General features: G+C 50.6%; 16 protein-coding genes. 2 read left to right on the top strand and 14 right to left on the bottom strand.

Going from position 1 to position 20,014, the window contains the following annotated elements:
• Positions 1-10 precede the first annotated feature (10 nt).
• The 4 genes from P2W70_RS24605 to P2W70_RS24590 form a co-directional block, all read right to left on the bottom strand.
• Positions 11-1,567: a M61 family metallopeptidase gene (locus tag P2W70_RS24605; RefSeq protein ID WP_276484199.1), complete on the bottom strand. Its 1,557-nt coding sequence runs from the start codon at positions 1,565-1,567 to the stop codon at positions 11-13.
• A gap of 8 nt (positions 1,568-1,575) precedes the next feature.
• Positions 1,576-2,049, bottom strand: a complete 474-nt coding sequence (locus tag P2W70_RS24600) for an alpha/beta hydrolase family protein (protein ID WP_276485387.1) — start codon at positions 2,047-2,049, stop codon at positions 1,576-1,578.
• Positions 2,025-3,860 (bottom strand): S9 family peptidase, encoded by a 1,836-nt coding sequence (locus P2W70_RS24595; RefSeq protein WP_276484198.1) that lies wholly within the window; start codon positions 3,858-3,860, stop codon positions 2,025-2,027. Before P2W70_RS24595 ends, P2W70_RS24600 begins: the two co-directional genes overlap by 25 nt.
• Before the next feature lie 72 nt (positions 3,861-3,932).
• Positions 3,933-5,660: a DUF885 family protein gene (locus tag P2W70_RS24590; RefSeq protein WP_276484197.1), complete on the bottom strand. Its 1,728-nt coding sequence runs from the start codon at positions 5,658-5,660 to the stop codon at positions 3,933-3,935.
• 389 nt (positions 5,661-6,049) lie between these two features.
• Here P2W70_RS24590 and P2W70_RS24585 point away from each other — a divergent pair, with 389 nt between their 5' ends.
• Positions 6,050-6,928: an AraC family transcriptional regulator gene (locus tag P2W70_RS24585; RefSeq protein ID WP_276484196.1), complete on the top strand. Its 879-nt coding sequence runs from the start codon at positions 6,050-6,052 to the stop codon at positions 6,926-6,928.
• 78 nt (positions 6,929-7,006) lie between these two features.
• Here P2W70_RS24585 and P2W70_RS24580 read toward each other — a convergent pair whose 3' ends face one another.
• The 5 genes from P2W70_RS24580 to P2W70_RS24560 form a co-directional block, all read right to left on the bottom strand.
• Entirely contained in the window at positions 7,007-8,299 is a 1,293-nt protein-coding gene (locus tag P2W70_RS24580; protein WP_276484195.1) for a voltage-gated chloride channel family protein, read from the bottom strand.
• Positions 8,300-8,395: 96 nt separating this feature from the next.
• Positions 8,396-9,328: a hypothetical protein gene (locus P2W70_RS24575; RefSeq protein WP_276484194.1), complete on the bottom strand. Its 933-nt coding sequence runs from the start codon at positions 9,326-9,328 to the stop codon at positions 8,396-8,398.
• 327 nt (positions 9,329-9,655) lie between these two features.
• Positions 9,656-10,426: a class I SAM-dependent methyltransferase gene (locus P2W70_RS24570; protein WP_276484193.1), complete on the bottom strand. Its 771-nt coding sequence runs from the start codon at positions 10,424-10,426 to the stop codon at positions 9,656-9,658.
• Positions 10,427-10,598: 172 nt separating this feature from the next.
• Positions 10,599-13,670 (bottom strand): beta-L-arabinofuranosidase domain-containing protein, encoded by a 3,072-nt coding sequence (locus P2W70_RS24565; protein WP_276484192.1) that lies wholly within the window; start codon positions 13,668-13,670, stop codon positions 10,599-10,601.
• 146 nt (positions 13,671-13,816) lie between these two features.
• Positions 13,817-14,971: an amine oxidase gene (locus tag P2W70_RS24560; RefSeq protein ID WP_276484191.1), complete on the bottom strand. Its 1,155-nt coding sequence runs from the start codon at positions 14,969-14,971 to the stop codon at positions 13,817-13,819.
• A 63-nt stretch (positions 14,972-15,034) separates the two neighbouring features.
• Between P2W70_RS24560 and P2W70_RS24555 the strand changes: the two genes are divergently transcribed.
• Positions 15,035-15,217: a hypothetical protein gene (locus tag P2W70_RS24555; RefSeq protein WP_276484189.1), complete on the top strand. Its 183-nt coding sequence runs from the start codon at positions 15,035-15,037 to the stop codon at positions 15,215-15,217.
• A gap of 6 nt (positions 15,218-15,223) precedes the next feature.
• On the opposite strand, the gene P2W70_RS24550 is transcribed toward P2W70_RS24555, so the two are convergent.
• The 5 genes from P2W70_RS24550 to P2W70_RS24530 form a co-directional block, all read right to left on the bottom strand.
• Positions 15,224-16,432, bottom strand: a complete 1,209-nt coding sequence (locus tag P2W70_RS24550; RefSeq protein WP_276484188.1) for a family 1 glycosylhydrolase — start codon at positions 16,430-16,432, stop codon at positions 15,224-15,226.
• Between the two features lie 21 nt (positions 16,433-16,453).
• A complete protein-coding gene (gene glf / locus P2W70_RS24545) occupies positions 16,454-17,611 on the bottom strand; it encodes a UDP-galactopyranose mutase (protein ID WP_276484187.1) in 1,158 nt (385 codons plus the stop codon).
• Complete coding sequence (locus tag P2W70_RS24540; RefSeq protein ID WP_276484186.1) at positions 17,604-18,137, bottom strand: glycosyltransferase; 534 nt, start codon at positions 18,135-18,137, stop codon at positions 17,604-17,606. The genes glf and P2W70_RS24540 overlap by 8 nt, the downstream gene beginning before the upstream one ends.
• Positions 18,118-18,804 (bottom strand): glycosyltransferase family protein, encoded by a 687-nt coding sequence (locus P2W70_RS24535; protein ID WP_276484185.1) that lies wholly within the window; start codon positions 18,802-18,804, stop codon positions 18,118-18,120. The genes P2W70_RS24540 and P2W70_RS24535 overlap by 20 nt, the downstream gene beginning before the upstream one ends.
• 164 nt (positions 18,805-18,968) lie before the next feature.
• A complete protein-coding gene (locus tag P2W70_RS24530) occupies positions 18,969-19,619 on the bottom strand; it encodes a YciE/YciF ferroxidase family protein (protein ID WP_276484184.1) in 651 nt (216 codons plus the stop codon).
• Positions 19,620-20,014: the final 395 nt, after the last annotated feature.

The following is a 20,014-nucleotide window of genomic DNA, read 5'->3' as shown; positions in this document are numbered from 1 at the left end:
CCTTGTTGCCTTACTCCCCGAGCCACGACTTCAGGATCTGCTGCTGCAAGGCATCAGGATTGGCCATGCGTGAGATGGTGTAGGTTGGCTTTTCTCCAGCGAGGTCGATCGACAGGCCGGCATACGCCAGGTATTTGTTATAATCCACTTCTTTCGTCGTGTAGATATAATCAAACAACTCATCGAGTGGGGCGCCCGCTGTCTGGATGATCACCTCCTGCAGTTCGGCTTCCGTAAAACCTCTTTTCAATCCCTGGTAGTATTTGCGGTACAAGGTACGCATCACATCGTCCAGCGATTTCTTGTTCTGGGTTTGGTGACGAATGGCAAAGTCGAACAACATACCGATGGCCGGACCTTTATCGTAGTACGAAATGGTTTTGTTGACCTTGTCGTCTTTGCGGCCAAAGGGCCCGTCGGACCAGGTATTGAAGCTGGCCTGTTGCAGGGACTGGTATTGTTTGCCCACGCCTTTTTCATAGGCGCTGATATTGCCCTTGAAATAATTGAGCAGGTCAGCTTCAGAACTGAGACCGGCACGCTTTACCAGGAAGTATTCATAATACACCGTCAGGCCTTCCGATACCCACAGCAGGTTGGTGTGGTTGCCATTGTCGTAATCGAAGGGGCCCAGCTCCACGGGACGAATACGCTTCACATTGTAGTGGTGAAAGTATTCATGCGCCAGGAAATTGAGTACGCGCCTGCGCGACTCGGGTTTTTCGATACTCTGCCCGCTGAACGATACCGAGGTAGAGTTCAGTTGTTCGATACCACCCATGCCATTGGGGCTGATGCTCATGAACGTATAATGCTTGTAGGGAATATCGCCGATGATGTCGGTACCTACGGTGATCAGCTTCTTGAGGTCATCCATAAAGCCCTGCTTGTCGAAGTCGCCCATCTTGTAACCAATGAAGCGGTGCGGAATGCCCTTGATCGTAAAGGCGGGCAATTCTTCCAGGTTGCCTACAAGGATCGGACTGTCGAACAAGACATCGAAATTGGAGGCGGTATACGTAAATGGTTTGCCCCTTACGGAATCCAATCCGGTTGCTACATTACGCCAGCCATTGGAGGGTTTGACCACCACGGTGGCCGGCAGATCGAGCTTGCCTGCCGGATACACAAATACGCCGGTGGGGCGGATGAAGGCCCGTTCCTCATCGACATAAGGGTTGGCTACAAAAAGACGGGTCGTTTTTACGTTATAGCTGACGGTAAAGCTGCTTTGTTTGCCGTGCCTGATCTGCCAGCCATTGTGGCCGCTTTTCTCCCAGACAAGGGTATCTCCCTTGGCATTCTTAACGGTGAAGCCTTCCACGTTCTTTGCAAAGTCGAGCCGTTGATAATAGCCAGGTGTCCACACCGGCATTTTGAATTCAGTCGTCTCTCCTTTTATGTCGCTGCATTGCAAATCAACGTGAAAATAATGCGTAGCTGGTTGCGGCATCGATACCGTAAACTGAAACTTTTGAGCCAGCCCGGTCAGTTGCAGGGATACCAGTCCGCCCGCCAGGGCCATCGATCGAAGCACCTGCATATGGTTACGATTGCTTGTTGTCATGGATAAGTTTAATTGATCTCTCCGGTGTTGCGGTCCGGTGCGTCCACGCCCAGCAGGGATTTTACAAAAAAGTCTCTTTTCTTTTTACGGCCGTAAGGACCGCCATCGCTATGTCCCATGCCGGGAACCGTGAGCAGGTCAAACATCTTGTTCGACTTGATCAGCGCATCGGCCAGGCGATAGGTAGACTCGGGTGGTACGTTGGTATCGGCTTCACCAACGATCAGCAACAGTTTGCCTTGCAGTTTGGCCGCATTGGTGATGTTGGATTGGTCCTCATAATGTTTACCGATCGGGAAGCCCATCCACTGTTCATTCCACCATTGTTTGTCAACGCGGTTATCGTGACAGCCACAGGCCGACACTGCTGCTTTGTAAAATTCAGGGTGGAAGAGTAGGGCGCCGGTAGAATTCTGGCCACCAGCGGAGGTGCCGTAAACGCCTACCCGGGTGTCGTCTACATAAGGGTATTTAGCGGCCAGGGCCTTGATCCATAAGATGCGGTCGGGCAGACCGCATCAGCCAGGTTTTGCCAGCATACATCGTGGAAGGCTTTGGAGCGGTTAGCGGTACCCATGCCATCGCATTGTACTACGATAAAGCCCAGCTCGGCCATGCTTTGCATTTCACCATAGCTCATAAAACTTTTGGGTACAAAGGCGTCCTGCGGACCGGCGTAGATATTTTCAATAACGGGATAACGTTTGTTGGGATCAAAGTTGCGCGGACGGCATACGACACCCCAGATATCCGTTTTGCCATCACGGGCTTTTGCTACGAAAACTTCAGGCAAGGGAACCCCCAATGCCAGGTAGCCGGAGATATCGGCTTTCTCCAGCTCCATGACGGGTTTACCATCTGCTGTGCGGTTGAGTGTGGTGACGGGGGCCACTGCTGGTGAAGAATACGTGTCGACAAAATACTTTCTGTCGGGCGACCAGCTTACGTTGTGGTTGCCTACGGCTGGTGTGAGTGATGCCAGTTTCTTTCCATCGAAGCCAATGCGGTAATAGTGCAGATTGTACGGGTCTTCGCCGGCCTGCATGCCACTGGCGCGGAACCATATTTCACGTTTCTTTTCGTCGATGCTGTCGATCTCACGTACCACCCAATCGCCGGTAGTGATCGCATTCTTGACAGTGCCTTTGGCCATGTCGACCAGGTACAGGTGACGATAGCCATCCTTCTCCGAGCTCCAGATGATCTCTTCTGTTTCGGGCAGGTAATGGGTGAAGATGCGTTGTTCGTAGATAAAGGTGTTGGTCTTTTCATCGATCACGTTGCGGGTATTGCCCGTTTCGCTGTCTACCTCGATGATGCGGAAGCGTTGGTGACCACGGTCGGCCTTCTCGTACGTGAAGTAGCGGTTGTCTTTGCGCCAGCGGATAGACGGAGAGCCGAGAAAATCATACTTCTCGGTGTTGACTTTCACTGCCTTCTTGCTGGCCATGTTGAATGTATACATCTCAAAGCTGGTGAACTCGTCGCCGGGTTGTGCATAGCGCTGTGATTTCAGCTGTCCACGCATGGTATTGGGCTGGGAGGTGAGGATGTAGTACACTTCTTTGGCCTCCCGCGGATCGATCTTGTAGCCGATGGCATATTTGCTGTCGGGGCTCCAGGTCAGTTGCCCATAGGGCTTTTCTTTGGTGCCGTCGCTGGTGTATTGGAAAGCTTCCTGGCTGCCTGCAGGGCGGATGTATACGTTGTAGTCTTTGATAAAAGAGACCCATTGTTTGTCGGGCGAGGTGCTGTCGCGGCGTCCGTCTCGTTCCCAGCGATTGCGCCTGCGCATGGCGGCGGAATTTCCTGCGAGGGTATCTGGCGAAGCGATGCTCGTACAGCTTTGCTGGGCGGGATCAAAGCGATACCATTGGTTCTGCAGGCGGAAACTGACCTGTTTGGTCTTGTTGTCGATCACCAGTGAGCTGATGCCCAGTTTGGCCGGGTCGATCGTTTTGCCGGCTGCTTTGCTGAGGGCGGCAGCGAGTTGGGCATGATCGAAGGCTGGTCCTTTTTTACCGGCGGCAGCATCTACATAGATGTATTCCGAGGTATTGTCCTTGAGGTTGTTGCGGTACCAGAATGTTTTCTGATCGGCTTGCCATACCGGCATCACAAATGATTTAAGGACGGTGTTGCGGGCCTGGGTATCGAGCTGTGCTACGCTGCGGTAGCGTTGCAGAATCTCTTCCTGCGTAGGGCGATAGGGCGTAGCAGGTTGCGGTTGTGCCTGGGCGGCCAGGGCACCTGCCAATAGCAGGCTGGTGAGCGACATTGATTGGGTGGACATAGTGAATGGTTGGGTCTCAAAAAAAGTGAAGCAGTTCGATCTGGTGATCTCCCTGCTTCAGCCATGTATAAATTATTTATTGTAAAAACGCCAGTTGGTCTTGAAGTCCTTGCTCAGGTTCTGGTTGGTGAGGATAGCTCTTACCATTTCTACCGGCATGGCGTTTTCGGCCAGTACAGCATCATGGTATTGCTGGAAGCTCATCTTGCCACTGTCTACCAGGTCTTTCTTCAGTTGGTAGAATTGAAGACCGCCGATCATATAGGCGAGTTGGTACAGCGGACCATAACCACCGGTGAAAGAGCGGCGTACTTCCCCTTCTGCATTCGCACGTTCGTGGGCTACGCGGTCAACCAGGAAGTCGATACATTGCTGTGGTGTCCACTTGCCGAGGTGGTAGTTGAGCGAGAAGATAATGCGTGCGCAACGGTGCATGCGCCAGAACAACATACCGATACGGTCTTCAGGACCACGGGGGAACTTCAGATCCCAGAGAATGAATTCCCAGTACAGTGCCCATCCTTCGGTCCAGAAGGGAGTGCCGAAATGACGGTAGGCTTTATTGCGGTTGTTGCTGAAGCCTTGCAGGTGGTGACCGGCGATCAGTTCATGGTGTACGGTAGCGCGCGAGAAATGCGGGTTGTTGCCACGCATACTCATCAGCTTGTCTTCTTCACCCATGGTATGGGTAGGGTAGGAGATGATCAGTTGTTCGCCACCGAGGAAGAAGGGACTTACCAGCTGACGCTGGGGGCTCATCATGCTCATGCGCCAGGTTTCTTCGGCGATCGGGGGAATGGTAACTAGTTTATGCTTTTTCAGGAAGTCAATGCTTTGATCGTAGAGCTGCATGATCGCATCGGGCTGCTGGCCCGGTGGCACGTATGAGTTCTTTACTTTCTCGATCGCTTTCTTCCAGTCGTCGCCAAAGCCCATTTCGCGGGAAGCTTTCAGCATTTCTGCATCGCACCAGGCAAATTCCTTATTGGCAATGTCGACGAGTTCTTCGGGGGTATAGGGAATCATTTCAGCCTGCAGCTGGCGTACCAGCTCTTTTTGGCCGATGGGGAAACCAATGATGCCGCTACCATCGTCTTTGCCTGCGGGGGCAGACTTCTCTTTCTGCGACCAGGATTTGGCATAGTCGTTCAGTGAGCTTTCCAGTTTCTTGATGGGCTCTGGTGTCCACCAGGTAAAGGCAGGATCATATCCGGTATAGAATTCGTTTACGCTCCTGACGGCATTTTGCAAGCCACGCACGATACTGCCGGCACGGCGGCTGAGGCTGATGTCAAAACCACCTTCTTTGTCCAGTTTTTTGCTGGTGGCGGTGATCTCCGAAGCCAGGGAATTAAAGGTCAAAGCCAGTTTCTGAGCGTCCTGCTGGTAGCCCCGGCGACGGATCTTTTCGATCGCATAGATCTTGTCGGCAAAAGTGAACCAGGGCGCCAGTTGTTTTACTTCAGCCTCTTCTTCGCGCAGCAGATCGAGCTGCGCATCCATGTTGCGCTTGAAGAGGAGGTAATCCACTTTGGAGCCAACCGGCAGGGATTCGAACTTGAGTTGTTGTAATTTTTTGCTGTAATCATTCTGCAGATCCTGCAGGCGTTGACGACGGTCGGGCGAACCTTCGATGGCGTAGAAGCGGCTCAGGCTACCACGATCCGCATCGTAAAGAACCATCAGGTTGTTGACCTCGCTGCTTTGCTGGTAAAGCGTGGCATTTTGCGCCACACCCTGAAAAGCACAGGCCGTACTGAATGCAATAACAAAAGAACTTGATCGCAGGGCTTTGTTCATAGCAGGTGATGTGTTGATTTGGTTGATGTGTAGATAATCCGCAAAGGATACCTTAACGGTTGAAAGTTCAGTAAAAAAATGATTCGATCATTGCCATTTGTAAAAGGGTTAAGATTCGATAAGGATCAGGCAGAATTGGTTGTGCCCCGCCATAGGAGGAAAATACGTGGCAGAATGACACGTATTACGACTTGTTTATCAATATTAACATGGTGCTGATGTGAAAGGGTGTCGCTTTTTTGTCTTTTGCTATCTGTTTATTATCAGTGTGTTGTGAAGGTATTTTCCATCGGTGATGCACAACTTCACAACCACGATTTAATCACTTATTTACCAATATTAACCCGCGATGTTTTGTTTTCAAAAAAAGTTGGTAATATTGGTTAAGTATGAAAGTTGTACAGTTTACCATCCCCGTCGCGACCGAATATTCGATCATCGTGCAGGAAGATATCCTGCCCTACTTCTATAACCATCTGCATCGGCACAATGAGATACAGATTACCTGGGTTATTAAAGGAGAAGGCACGCTGATAGCAGGCAATTCCATGCAGCGCTTCAAGCCCGGTGATATCTATATAATCGGCGCCAACCAACCACACCTGTTTAAGAGTGATCCTTCTTATTTTGAGAAGCGTAGCAAGAAAGAGACACATGCATTGACCATGTTTGTGGATCCTGCCGGCCTCTTCGGCAATATCTTGCACCTGCCCGAAATGAAGGGTGTTAAGAAATTCTTCGAAGCCACTGCTGCTGGTATGCAGATTCCCAGTGCTTATAAACAACAGGTGATGGACCGCATGCTGCAGGCCAAGGAAGCACGCAACGGTATGCGCCTGGCTACCTTCATCCAGTTGCTGCAATTGATGACGACCATCAAGAAGTACAAGACCCTGGCCAATTCAGGTGCCGAGTATTCTATCAGTGAGTCGGAAGGATTGCGCATGAATGATGTGTACCAGTACACGATGACGCATTATACCGAAAACATCAGTCTGCACCAGATTGCTTCGGTAGCGCATCTTACGCCACAGGCTTTCTGCCGGTACTTTAAAAAGCATACCCGCAAAACCTATATTACCTTCCTCAACGAAGTACGGGTGAATGAAGCCTGTAAGAAGATCGTAGCGCAAGACTTTGATAGTATTGCTACGGTGGCTTACCAAACTGGCTTTACCAATGCGGTTACCTTTAACCGGGTATTCAAAAAAATTACCGGCCAACCGCCCAAGAAGTTCCTGAACGAGTACCTGCACAAGATCGATTAAGACTACTGCTTTATAACATTATTTACCGCAGCCTGCTACGACATCGTAGCAGGCTGCTTGTTTTTACGATCATCGGTGTCAAAGGAGACGGCCTGATTTCAAGGCACCAGGCCGTTGTGCAGCATAAATACCGGTTTGTCCGCTGAAGTAGTAAGCTGTAAAACAGGCGATGGCAAAATAAAGCACATTGTTGCTGCCGAAAAGTTCCACACCCATCAGGGTGCAGGCGATCGGTGTATTGGTAGCCGCAGCAAATACTGCGATGAACCCCAACCCAGCAAACAAGTCGACCGGGGCACCCAGCGCGAGCGCCAGGGTATTGCCCAGGGTGGCACCGATGAAGAACAGCGGCGTTACTTCGCCCCCTTTGAAACCCATGCCCAGGGTTATGGCGGTGAACAACAGTTTCCACCACCAACTCCAGGTATCCGCACCACCTGCCTTAAAAGCATTGATGATGGATACGCCCGTGCCGTCTGGTGTTGCCACCCCCAGACCGAGGTAGTCGTAGGTGCCGAGTAGCCCTGTAAGGCCAATGACGAGCACACCGCCGATCACCGGGATCAGCCATTGTTGCGTGGGGAGCAATTTGTTCGATTGTGCTTTAATGACGTGCAGCAATTGGATGAATAGCCAGGCAGCCAGTCCAAAGGCTACGCCGGCTACAATGACCTTGAGTAAGGTGGGTATATGAAAAGAGAGGGACAACAACTCATTGATCACGGATGGCTGCAGGCTGATGTGGTAACTGGTATGGTGAATACCCCAGGCACTGCATACGATATCGCCGAGTACCGCTGCCATGAGGCAGGGCAGTAATGCTTTGTATTGTATCACCCCGATCGCTAACACTTCCAGCGCAAAGATGGCACCGGTGAGTGGTGTACCGAATACCGCACCAAAACCAGCAGCAATACCGGTCATCAGTATAATGCTGATATCTTCCGGTGATAACCTGAACCATTTGCCCAGCAACGACGCCATGCTTCCGCCCATTTGCACCGCGGTGCCTTCGCGGCCGGCAGAGCCGCCAAAAAGATGGGTAAGAAGGGTGGCAATCAATACCAGGGGCGTCATGCGTGCGGGAACGCCGCCGCCCGGCATATGGATCTCGTCGATGATGAGGTTATTGCCTTTTTCGGCTTCACGCCCCCCTGCTTTATACAGCCAGTAAATGGCAATACCAGCGATGGGTAGCAAATACAGCAACCAGCGGTGCTGCCATTGCCAGTGCGTCACGATATCGAGCGACCAGAGAAAGAAGGCGACCAGCGATCCGGTGACCAGTGCTACCGGCAGGCAGATCACCGTCCAGCGCAGTAAATGGCGCACGATCGATAGTTGCTCCGCAGCGGGTAGTCCTTTTTTCATTGGGTACAAATGTAGGGGTAAATGCAAAAGGACAGGGCAGTACGCCATGTCCTTTTGCTGTACACGTTGCTCAGCCTGTAGCCAGCACGGCTGGCGTTAAGGCCTTGCCCAGTCGACGGTGGGTTTCAAGGCACCCGATACTGCACTGTATACAGGTCCGCCAGGCAGACCGGCGGGGATACCATCGGTATACAGCGGAGGTAGCGCGATGGGATCGTAGTTGCCGGTGATGAAGCGGTTTACGCAAATAGAATCATGGTGCAGACCCATCTCCGGAATGTTGACGCCCGGAGAAGGTGTAATGGCGCCGGGGTAGGAGTACGTGGCAGTGACGAGGCCACTCACCTTGTTCACGTCCAGCAGGCGACCGCTGGTGCCATTGACCGCCATGACATAGAGCTTACCGTTCACATGTACGGTGAGTCCACGCACGAACAACGAAGGCGACAAAGGATTGGGCAAACAAATTACGTTGGCGCCCGGTATGCCGATCCGTACTACGCGGTTGTTGGGACTAGCTGTACCCCGGTTCAGCGCATAATACAAGCCGCTGGTAGGGTCACGCTCGATATCGCTCAGGTCGAGCAGGAGACCGCAGGTATTCAAAGCAGGTATCGCCGTGATACAGTTGGGATCGGTAAACTTGAGGATATGGTTGGCTGGTGTGCCGGCAGCGCCGGTTGTGCCCCACCAGGTATTGGAAGCCGGATCGAAGGACAAACCAGAAGCAAACTTGACCGGCGTGCCGCCACACAGACGAAGCTGGTTGGTTGCCATGCTCCCGTTGATGGGTGTTACTGATATGGGGCCGGCACTCGGAGAACCTACTACTTTGTACAGGTAGCTGAAGCCGGTAGCCGGATCTACTGCCAGGTTGAAGATAACAGGCGCGCAAGCAGGAGCTGCAGCAGCTGTAGCATTGGTCGGAATGGGAAGCGGACCTCCCTCCGGGTTGTCGGTTGCTTGTTTTTTGCAGGCGGCCACCGCATACAGTGCCGCCACGAAGATGGTCAGTTGGATTCTTTTCATATACAAGGTTTAAAAAAAGGGTGCCTTCTTTTTCGCATTCCGGCATCGCGCCCTACTCTGTTGTGGATTTTTGGGAGTACTCCATATGGCTGAGGCAATAGAAGCCCGGGCACTGACGAAAGTGCCTATACAAGGATCTATTTAAGTGGAGAGTGTTGCTGTGGTCTACAGGCTGTGTAAGAAAATGTGTACGATCGAATATAGATAAATGTTACCACACGAGCTTGCGTAGAAGCCGCAAACTGTTAAAATACTCCCGGTTGAAATACTGTTATAAACGACAAGGCCACCAGCAGCAGGTGGCCTTGTCAATACGGTGTTGGATACCTAATCGAGCTTACCCCAGAACAACAATGTTTCGTATTCAATGGCTACCTGTCCCTGCTGGTTGTAGGCAACGAAAAGCTTGATCAGGTCGGTGATCATATCGTCGTACGTATCATGACCAGGAAGGGGACTATAAGATTTCGATAATAGCTGGCCTTTCAGCGCCTCAAAATCGAGCAGTTGTTTGTTGGATACTATTTTCGTGGCTACCGGGGCCGGCGCAAAGAATTCATTGATGAGCACCGGATCAATTTGGATGGGACCAGGTGCGCCCATGCGGTAGCGGTTGCGCAGCTCGGTGTACTGTTTTTCGAAAGTAGACTCATTCCTTTGACGGTTCCAGGCGAGTACTACCTGCCCGTGGGGTTTCAATACCCGTTTGCATTCCAGCCTGGCCGCGATCGGATCGATCCAGTGAAAGGTTTGGGCTACGGTGATCAGGTCTACGCTGTTTTCGGTGAGGCCCGTATGTTCCGCCGTCGATTGCATACTTTCAAAGGCGGGGTATTTGCGCAGCCGTTCTTCGCCCGCCTTGCGCATTTCTTCATTGGGTTCTATACATACCACATGCAAGCCATGTTTCAGCAGGGGTTCGGCAAACAGTCCTGTACCAGAACCTACATCGACGATGACATCGGAAGCCTTCAGCTGCATTTCTTTCTCCAGGAAGTCGAAGATTTCATCGGGGTAACCAGGCCTGAACCGGGCATAGTTTTCTGCCCTGTTGGAGAACCGGCTGGTAGCGGATATGTTGCTGGTAGATATACCCATGTTGCTTTCAGTTATCATAAAAACTACAAAAGTAGGTAAACTGGCTTGCTAAAGCGGCGATAACCTGATTAGGATATGATTAGTACGGGAAATGGGTAGTATATCCCACCAGCAAACCGGGCCGCCGCAAGGAATGCGACGGCCCGGTTGAAATATAATATAGCCTTTAAGCTTATTTTAAGGTTACATCCACATATACGGAGTGACGGCCATACGATTCATAGAAGGGTTTGAATACCACGTCGTCGATCGTGAATTGCAACTGCTGGGGATCGCCTTTGATCGAGCTGCCCAGGTTCTGGGCATCCAGGGTTACTTTACGCCAGTCTTTTCTGGCTTCCGGTTCCTGGGCTGCCAGCAGGATCGGACCATAAAACAGGCTCGCGATGTTCTGCTGATCCATCACCGGATCCAGGTGGAACTGGAATGGCATTTTCAGCTCTACCACATCGCCGTCTTTCCAGCTACGGCTGATCTTCAGGTAGCTACCTGGCTTGGCAGATACCTTTTGGTCTTTACCATTGATCTTGACAAAGAAGCCTTTGGTAGCCCAACCTGGTACGCGTACGTGCAGGTCGAATTTACCATTGCCCTTGATCGTCAGACGGGTTTGGTCTTCTTTCGGGAAGTCGGTGGATTGTTCTACGGAAATCTTACGCTCTGTCCATTCCAGGGTAGAAGGGATGAAGAGGTTTACATACAGTGCCTTGTCGTCCTTGCTCTTGAAATAGATGGAGTTTTGCAACTTGGTGCTGCTTTCGATGGCAGTGCCATTACAGCAGGTAAAGCCGGTCATATTGGGATTGCCAAACTGCTTGGTAGAAGCTGGGCGCAGGGGAACATGGTACGTATTGGCCGGACTATTCTCTGCTACAGAAGCCAGTATATGGTTGTACAGCGAACGCTCGTAGTAGTCCATGTACTCCGCTTTCTGGTCAAACATGAACAGATCGCTGGTCAGCTTCAGCATATTGTAGGTGGCGCAGGTTTCATTTTGTCCACCGGCAGAAAAGCCGTTTTCATACAGCGTGCCGGGTTCTGCGATGAAACACTCGGCATTGTTGGGGTTACGGGCACCAGCTACGCCGCCAATGCTGTACATATAGTCATTGACCATCTTGTACCAGAAATTATCGGCGATCTTGTAGTATTCGGGGTTATTGGTAGCGCGGTACGTTTCGATACTGCCTACTACTTGTGGAATATGTTGGTTGGCGTGCAGGCCGCGGAAAAGATCCACGTTCTTGGCCAGGCCATGCGAGTGCTGGGTATCGCCGTAGAATACGCGGATATTGTCAAACAGTTGCGCCGTTTTCAGGTGCTCAGGTTTACCGGTTATGCGGTACATGCGGGCCATGGCTTCGTTCATGCCACCAAATTCACCAGCGATATAGGTGTTCCACATTTTGATCAGCGTATCGGTGGGTACCTTGCTCAGGCGGGCATAGACCCAATCGCCCATGCCGGAGGCTACCGCAAGGGCTTTTTTGTTGCCGCTTACTTCGTATACATCCATCAGGCCTGCGAGGATCTTGTGCAGGGTATAATAAGGAGCCCAGATCTGGTTTTTCTGGCCGCCATATTTGGCGCCATTTTCCAGCATGATGAATTGGTCGGGCGGATAGGCGCTGATGAATCCGGTACCCCAGTTCGAATAATCGGTACGGATACCTTCATCGGTGAGGTCGGAGTCGTAGGCTGTTTTGCCGGGACCGTAAGGCACTTTCGCAGGGTCGGTTACTTGTGCGCCACCTGCTTGCTTTGCTTTGCCGGATAATTGAGACAGGTCGTACAGGGTGTTGACCATGGCGTCCATCTTTTCGGAGAAGTTCGCCTGCAGGACCTTGTCGTAACCAGTGCTGGCATAGGCTTGTGCAATAGCGGTCAAATAGTGACCGGTAGCATGGCCTCTCAATTTGGTATCGCGGCTATCCCATACGCCCAATGGTTTGGCGCCTTCCGGTTGTGGTTGGCCAAATGCATGGCGGAACATATACAGGAAGGAGTTGGGGTCGGTTTTAGCCAGCGTCAATACAAACTTATCGCGGTTCTGGATGAATTTGGATTCATGTCCATGTGCATCGTTTTTCAGGGTGACCTGGTGCAACGGAAACGCCTGCAGCTTTAATGTGGGTGCGGTTGCTTTTGGGTTCTCCTTGATGGTGACTGTGGCTTTCGGTTGAAAGCTGGTGCCAGCAACCCGACCGGTAACGGTGTAGGTGCCGGGTTTCAATACCAGGGTATTGTCGATGGCGGCAGGCCATATCACGCGTACTGCCGGGCCTTTACCTTGCATAGCGTCCTTGTAGGTGCCGGCTACGTAGCTGGGCAGACGGGGCAGCTCGCCCACCGCTGTTTCTACTTTCACGTCAGCTACCTGTACCAGGTAAGTATTGTACAGTTTTGCTTCGGTAGGAGAGAAGCGGGGAAGGGTGTCTTCCGGGCGTCTGCCACCTGTGTTGACAGAACCCTGGTTAATGCCCCGACGGGTATTGTTGAATATGCCCGCCACCTGGTTGGTGGTCAGGGGAACGCGGTAGATGCGGAAATCGCGGAGCAGGGCATTCAGATTGGGGTCGCCTGCCAGCAAGGATTTGCCGATATAGAGATTTTTATCTCCTGCCTGCTGACCGAATACTTCTGTCAGTTCCTTCGGTATGTCAGCTGCCTGGCCAGCAGGTTTGCTGTCTACATAGGTCGTAATGGTCTTGGAAGGAATATCGATCACAATAGCAAGGTGAACCCATTTGTTGGCTTCGATCACCGGGGCTACGGCACCCTTGCGATCGCCTTTTTCGGTGATGGAGGCCTGGTAGCCTTCCTGTGTTTTTGTGCCGGCGGGTGCTGCAAAGAAGTGTTTGCTGGCATCCTTGCCAAAATCAAAGAAACGCTGGCCTGGCTGGGTGGAGCGCAGGAATATCCAACCGGTGATACTGAGCGACTCCAGGTCGGTCAATGTTTCGGTAGGAAGGGTGATAAAAGCATTGTTATCGCCGGTCAGGGATAATACCCTGCCAAATCTTTCATCCCGTACAAAGGGGGCTTCGCCACCCTGGAATTTTCCATGCAGGGTATTGCGCGACCAGTCTTTCAGGTCTCCATTAAACAGGTAGCGGGCGATCATACTCGTTTCGCCGATGCCGTCCAGGATCTGGTCGCCGCTTTGTGCCTGGGCCTTGTTGATACCCTGGAACAAGACAGTGGCAAACAGGATGAGCTGCAAGGACACTTTATGTATTTTCATATTTTGATAATTCCGGATAAAACTATGAAGAACGTAGTTGTCTGTATAAGTGTATTTTAACAAATATTGACATGATATTGACTGGTATCTGTTTACTCAATCCTCCGGCATCCCTACCCTTTAATCGTCTTAACAGATCGGGCAACTTACTGACTTGCCATACCGTTCTGGTGTTGCACCTGTCGCAGTGCAGTCGCATAAGCTTCATGAAGTATGCGTGTAGTCGCATTGTTTGAACCTGGCGCTGTATCCCAAAGGCCGGAATGGTGCCAATGGTGCAGATTGTCCCAGTCGGGCCGGTCAATGATAGGATAAAGGCATACACCCCATATTGGCATTCCTTGTTGTTGCACGATTTGAACCTGTTCTCCGATATGGTGGATCCACGCGGGGCGGTCGATACCCGGATGGCTGGTTTCGCTCAATACCATGGGAAGGTGGTATCGTTGCCACACACTGTTAAACAGCGTACTCAACGGGCGCCATCTTTCATCAGGAGGATCATTGGTCCAGGGCAGCACCGTACCAGCGTCGGCGATCCATTGGTTAGCCGCATAGTAGTTGAAACCCAGTATATCTGCCAGCTGCGGTGATCCCCCCAATTCAGGACATAAGCTGCCTCGCAACATATCGATCGACTGAAACTGTTGTTCATGCAGTTGAGCTGCGTGAATCAATTGATCATAGGTCGACTGCGCAGCGGGCACAATGTTAACCAATGGCTCGGTGGTCATGATGCGCAGGTGACGATCTATCTCCTGCATGGCATAAACACCTTCGATGTAGGCGCGCATCAGCGCATATTTTACTTCCCAGCCTTGCCTTACACAAAAAGGCACTGTGCCTCGCACATCGCCGCCCAGCCAGGATAAAAAGCTTACTTCATTGATGGGGGTGACGATCAGGCATGCATCCGGCTCCAGGGAGCGGTAATGGAGCACGAAGGCACGACAGAACCGCGCAAAGCGCCTGGCAAACATCGGATGCAAGGGGGTGAGGTCGTCGGGGAAACCAAAATGACAGAGGTCCCATACCTGCTGGATTCCCAATCTTCTGCCCTGGCGAATCATATGGGTCACCACCCCCCAGTCGTAGTGGAAGGGAATTCGCTCCACCTGGCTCCATCTAACGCCTTCCCGTACGGTGCGGATATCGAAATGGCCGAGGTCGCGGTAGTCGGTTTCCAATGCAGCCAGGTGGCCGGTTTCAGATAACAGGTCTACGCGGTTGCCAAATGCGTTGATGTGGTCTGCGCATTCGTAGCCAGCCATCCAGAAACTGTGAAAAGGATTTTCGATCATAGGTATCTATTAATTGATTGCGGCCTGGCACGGGATTGTTGAGATTTACCCTAAACGATCAGTATGGCACCAGAGAGCATAGAATACAGTAGCATTGAGCAGCAACGGGAGCATGTTGCGGAGGCGTTACCCCATCCTCCTGTACCCCTTGCATTGCCGGAAAAAGATAAGCGTATTACCGCACACGATCTTTTTACCTTTTTTACGGCTACCATTATTGTGCAAAAAGAAACTTTTGTGCGGTAGGCTTGCTTACCAATTATGAAACACCAATCCATAACTTTCTTCTGCGATGATATCTTTCCAGCTTTTGATCAGTTGTTGATAGGCAGCTCCCACCGGCATTTGCTGTCGCTCGAGGTCGTAGAGTCCTAACTCATTTACCCTTCCATCATCGTTGCGCAGTGCCGAATCCCAGTCTACCTGGTGCAGCAGGCTATACCAGGTAAAGCCTATAATGGGTATTCCATCATGTTTCAACCGGTGTACGTTTGCCCATTGCTTAAGCAACCATTCCTTGCTCGCCGGCATCCGGATATTTGTTTCGGTGTGCATGATGGGGAGCTTATAACGTTTATAATATTGGCGCGTTATAACATAATATCCAAAGATCTCTCCGGAAGCCTGGGTGGAGCCATCCGGATGTACGAGGTGCTCGTTCGTGACATAGTAGTCATTACCCATTACACAACGTGCTTTCACCTGGTTTTGGGCAAACCACTGGTATTCTGCTTTCGTCATCCCGTTTTGCAACAGGTATTCATACATAGTAACATTGAGTGGGTACCCGTAGGTAAGGTCGAGCGATAAAAAGCGTTTCTGATTGAGAAAACGAGCCTGGGGCACGGCGGCAGGATCGGTTGCGTGAAAATATTCGGCCGATTCACTCTGTATAAAAGTAGCCTGTGGTTGTATTTTCAATATCGCCTGCATGGCCATTACATTAGCCTTGCTGATCAGTTTCAAAGCATTGACAAAGGCGGCATCCGATTGCAGTCGCTCGTTCCACCAACCATATTGTGCCGAGAACAAGGCCGTGATAAAGATCTCGTTGATGGGGGTATATAATTTGAGCGATGGAAACCGGTGTGCAAAAGCGCCTGCATATTCAGCAAACCAATAGGGGAATTCAGGATTCTGGAAATTGCCCATCCAGTCGGGCACTCCAAAGTGACAAAGGTCGATGATAGGCGTTATGTGGAGCTCCTTTAATCGTTGAAAGGTTGTATCTGTAAATGACCAATTATAATGGCCCGGGCCGGTATGGGTACTGTAATAAGGAGGTCCGTACCGTAGGAACTCGATGCCCATCTCTTTTACCAATTGAAAATCCAGCGACCATAAGGTATAGTGATTCGTTTTCTCCATTTCATCTACCCTTTTGGTGCTGCCATCCGGCAGTGAAATAGTGGGGTAGCTGTTCTCAATGCCCGTAGTGAACATAAATTGATTACCTGCCATAACTGTTGCTTTGTAGTGGTATCAGCTATCTTTTCCATTGACCGAAGGCGGATACGCGGAAGCAATGCCCTGTGTTAGGGGGACTTCCTCCTGCGACATGATCTTTTTAAACAAGGAAAGCGACTGCGCTACTACCTGGTCCATGTTATAATACTTGTAGGTAGCCAATCTGCCGGTAAAGTAGACGTCGGGCAACTCTCTGGTCAATAATTGATATTTGCGGTATAATTCGGCATTTTCGGGTCTTGGTACGGGATAATAAGGATCTCCTTCCGCTTTGGGGAATTCATACACGACGGAGGTCTTTGGATGGATCTGCCCGCTCAGGTATTTAAATTCGGTAACCCGTGTATAGGGATGTTCGTTGGGATAATTGATGGTGCCTGTTTGCTGAAAGACCGCCGTATCGAAAGTGCGGAATTGAAACTCGATAGAGCGGTAGGGCAGTTTGCCGTAGCAGTTGTCGAAGTAGTAATCAACGGGACCGGTGTAGATCATTTTCTTGAAAGCAATGCTATCTTCGATTTCTTTATAATCCGTATTCGTCATTACCTTGATATTGGGATGGCTCAGCATTTGTTCAAAAAGCCTGGTATAACCCAATGCTGGCATGGCCTGGTACGTATCGGTGAAATAACGGTTATCGCGGTTGAAGCGAACGGGTATCCGGGCCGTAACAGAAGCATCGAGTTCCGACGGGTCCAGGTCCCATTGTTTCTTCGTGTAGCCCCGGAAAAACTTTTGGTAAAGGTCTTTGCCTACCTTACTCAATACGACATCTTCCGACGTTTTGATGATGGCTTTTTCTTCAGATTTTAGCTGCAGGTAAGCTTCCACTTCACTGGCTTCCAGGTGCAGGCCATACAATTCGTTTAGTGTATTGAGGTTGATAGGAATGGGTACGAGCATGCCATCCACACTGGCCAGCACACGATGTTCGTAGGGATGCCAGCTGGTGAATTTTCCCAGGTAATCATACACGTCCTTGCTGTTGGTATGAAAAATATGCGGACCGTATTTATGAACCAGAATGCCGGCCGCATCATGGTAATCATAGGTATTGCCACCTATATGGTTACGCTTGTCAACTACCAATACTTTCTTGCCTGCCACGGAGGCCAGACGTTCGGCAATCACTGCCCCGGCAAAGCCGGCACCCACAATTAAATAATCAAACATTCACGGGTAATTTTTCTTGATTAATATTTTGATGTTGTAGCAGCGGTGCTATCAATGCTACCATTGCCTGCCAGGTCTTATCCCACGAAGTGGTGATAAGGTAGGCGTCTACCGTCTCGAGCCAGGTGGTTTTGTCTGATTCCGACAGCATTTTTTCGGCACAGGTGATAAATGCTTCGGGCGTGTCTGCGATCTCTACCAAATTCAGCGCTCCATACGGATGAATAACGTCCTGAATACTGGTAGAAATAACTGGCTTGCCTCCTGCGAGGTATTCAGGTGTTTTCGTAGGACTGATGTAACGTGTCGCCTGGTTGCGGGCAAACGGCATCATCGCGACGTCCCACCCGCCAAGATAAGCCGGCAACTCATCGTATTGTTTACCACCCAGGTAGTGCAGGTTCGATGCTTGTGGCAACGAAACCGGATCGATCTTCACAACCGGCCCGATCAATACAAAGTGCCAATGCGGCCGGCTCGAGACAAGGCCGGCGAGTAGCAGAATGTCAAGGCGTTCGTCGATCACACCATAAAAACCTATTCGGGGATGGGATGCCCGATTGGTCGTCAGGTTCCGGCATAGTCGATCTGGCGCTGTTGAAATGCTGGTGATCGATACTGCTGGGAAAGGGGTATATAGAATCATGCAAGTGCTTTTTCGCTTGATATAGGCTGTGCCCACCCGTAAATACCAGATCAGCGCGTTGTAGCAGCATTTTTTCAAGCTCCTTCAATGACGGAGGCGCAAACAAAAAAGCCGATAGCTCATCCATACAATCATAGACAGTTACGACAGGTTGCAGATGATCGCTGAACTGCAAAGCCATGGGCGAGTAATACCAGGCAATAAATTGGTTGATCTGGTGGTCACGCATCAGTTGATCCAGCAGCTTGCGCTGCAGGGCGACCAGGTCCTCGGCTGCCATTCCCTGTTCCACATGCGGTTGAATGATCCACAGCTGTAGTTGTGGGTCTTTCGTGATGTCATAATAGCTGTCACCCGCTGCAGCGTCAAAAAAAGCGTCTTCGATAAAAAAGACCCTTCCGTGATTTGCAAATCGACTGAGCAAATGTTGGGGTCTTTGAAATACGAAATTCCACCGAAGGTGGCTGAAACAAATTAAGTCAGGGTACATAACCGTGAAAGTATTAATTGAAAATATTATAGGGAAGGATATTGAATCATGCAGCAAAATTGTGCCAGCGCTGTTTTGGCTGAATTCAGCGCATGTGAGGATAATCAGGATCGTTATATTACGGGGAATAATTACCTCGTACTGATAATAGGACTTATAGACATGCAAAAGGCCGGGAGAACCCGGCCCTGCGATTGGTGCACATCTCCCCGTATCGGGAACTATTCGTTTTTACCCGCTTCCTGCTCGGCTTCCCAGTTAATGTTGTTTTCCGCAATATCCGTCAGACCCTCGTCCGTTTCTTTTTCTTCTTCGAGGGTAGTTTCCAGGATGTCTGCGATCTCTTCTTGTCCCATCGTGTAGGCCAACCTGGCAAGGCTGCCATAGGTAGCGATCTCGTAATGCTCCACTTTTTGAGAGGCAACGATGATCGCCGCATCTCTGGTCATGCTGCCCTCTTCGGTATTTTCCAATACAGCTTCTCCCTCCTTAATCAAGCCTTCCATGGCATCGCATTTCTTAGCCTGTGCTTTTTTGCCCAGGAGTTGAAAAACCTGCTCCAGTCGATTGACATGTTCCTGGGTTTGCCCCATATGTATATCGATAGCTGACCGTAGCTCTTCGGTGGTGGCGGCCTTTTTAAGTTTGGGGAGCGCTTTCGTCAGGGCTTTTTCAGCCCAGTAGATGTCCTTAACAGCGTCTTCAAAGAAGGTGGCCAGCTGTGTGTTTCCTTTCCCGCTACCCATCGAACCGGGTTGGTCTTCTCCGTCTAAAACAGGTTTAACGGATTCGGCCAGGTTGGGTGATTTTTTTGAACCATTGGATGCTGGTAGTTTTTGATCAGCACCGGTTTTAGATTTTGTATTTGCCATAATTGATTGATTATATAAAAATGTATTCCGCGTTCTTCCTTCCAGTTGCTGGTGAACCGTAATTCTTTGATATGATAAAACATGAATTTGTTATTGTTGTATGGTAGACGTCACAATTCCCGAGCCTGCTTAGTAGCTTCCGGTTATAGGGTACCTTACGCCCCGCGAGCCAGTATAACTATTGGGAGATGATAGGTTGTCTACTATGTATATACGTAAAATAGCTGCCGGTTGCCTGGCACGAAGGCTTTAGCCGGAATCTGTTTTATGGGGAGCTATCTGTCCATGGGTTGTCAGGTAGCATGATTACCTTCTGCCCCGAAACAGATGGGATTAGCCGGTCGGGCCTCCCTTTTGCGTAAGGTAATTCTGTCAAGGACAATCGGATTAATTAA

The sequence above is a fragment of the Paraflavitalea pollutisoli genome (assembly GCF_029360705.1).
GTDB classification, from domain to species: Bacteria; Bacteroidota; Bacteroidia; order Chitinophagales; family Chitinophagaceae; genus Paraflavitalea; species Paraflavitalea pollutisoli.
Note: the sequence above shows the minus strand (reverse complement) of the source record. Positions and strands in the feature narration are given on the sequence as shown.

Excerpts from the sequence above, each read along its gene's own strand:
- P2W70_RS24595 (WP_276484198.1), bottom strand. The coding sequence starts at position 3,860 with ATGTCCACCCAATCAATGTCGCTCACCAGCCTGCTATTGGCAGGTGCC.
- P2W70_RS24605 (WP_276484199.1), bottom strand. The coding sequence starts at position 1,567 with ATGACAACAAGCAATCGTAACCATATGCAGGTGCTTCGATCGATGGCC.
- P2W70_RS24530 (WP_276484184.1), bottom strand. The coding sequence starts at position 19,619 with ATGGCAAATACAAAATCTAAAACCGGTGCTGATCAAAAACTACCAGCA.
- P2W70_RS24555 (WP_276484189.1), top strand. The coding sequence starts at position 15,035 with ATGGCACCAGAGAGCATAGAATACAGTAGCATTGAGCAGCAACGGGAG.
- P2W70_RS24550 (WP_276484188.1), bottom strand. The coding sequence starts at position 16,432 with ATGGCAGGTAATCAATTTATGTTCACTACGGGCATTGAGAACAGCTAC.
- P2W70_RS24580 (WP_276484195.1), bottom strand. The coding sequence starts at position 8,299 with ATGAAAAAAGGACTACCCGCTGCGGAGCAACTATCGATCGTGCGCCAT.
- P2W70_RS24570 (WP_276484193.1), bottom strand. The coding sequence starts at position 10,426 with ATGGGTATATCTACCAGCAACATATCCGCTACCAGCCGGTTCTCCAAC.
- glf (WP_276484187.1), bottom strand. The coding sequence starts at position 17,611 with ATGTTTGATTATTTAATTGTGGGTGCCGGCTTTGCCGGGGCAGTGATT.
- P2W70_RS24560 (WP_276484191.1), bottom strand. The coding sequence starts at position 14,971 with ATGATCGAAAATCCTTTTCACAGTTTCTGGATGGCTGGCTACGAATGC.
- P2W70_RS24585 (WP_276484196.1), top strand. The coding sequence starts at position 6,050 with ATGAAAGTTGTACAGTTTACCATCCCCGTCGCGACCGAATATTCGATC.
- P2W70_RS24590 (WP_276484197.1), bottom strand. The coding sequence starts at position 5,660 with ATGAACAAAGCCCTGCGATCAAGTTCTTTTGTTATTGCATTCAGTACG.
- P2W70_RS24565 (WP_276484192.1), bottom strand. The coding sequence starts at position 13,670 with ATGAAAATACATAAAGTGTCCTTGCAGCTCATCCTGTTTGCCACTGTC.
- P2W70_RS24575 (WP_276484194.1), bottom strand. The coding sequence starts at position 9,328 with ATGAAAAGAATCCAACTGACCATCTTCGTGGCGGCACTGTATGCGGTG.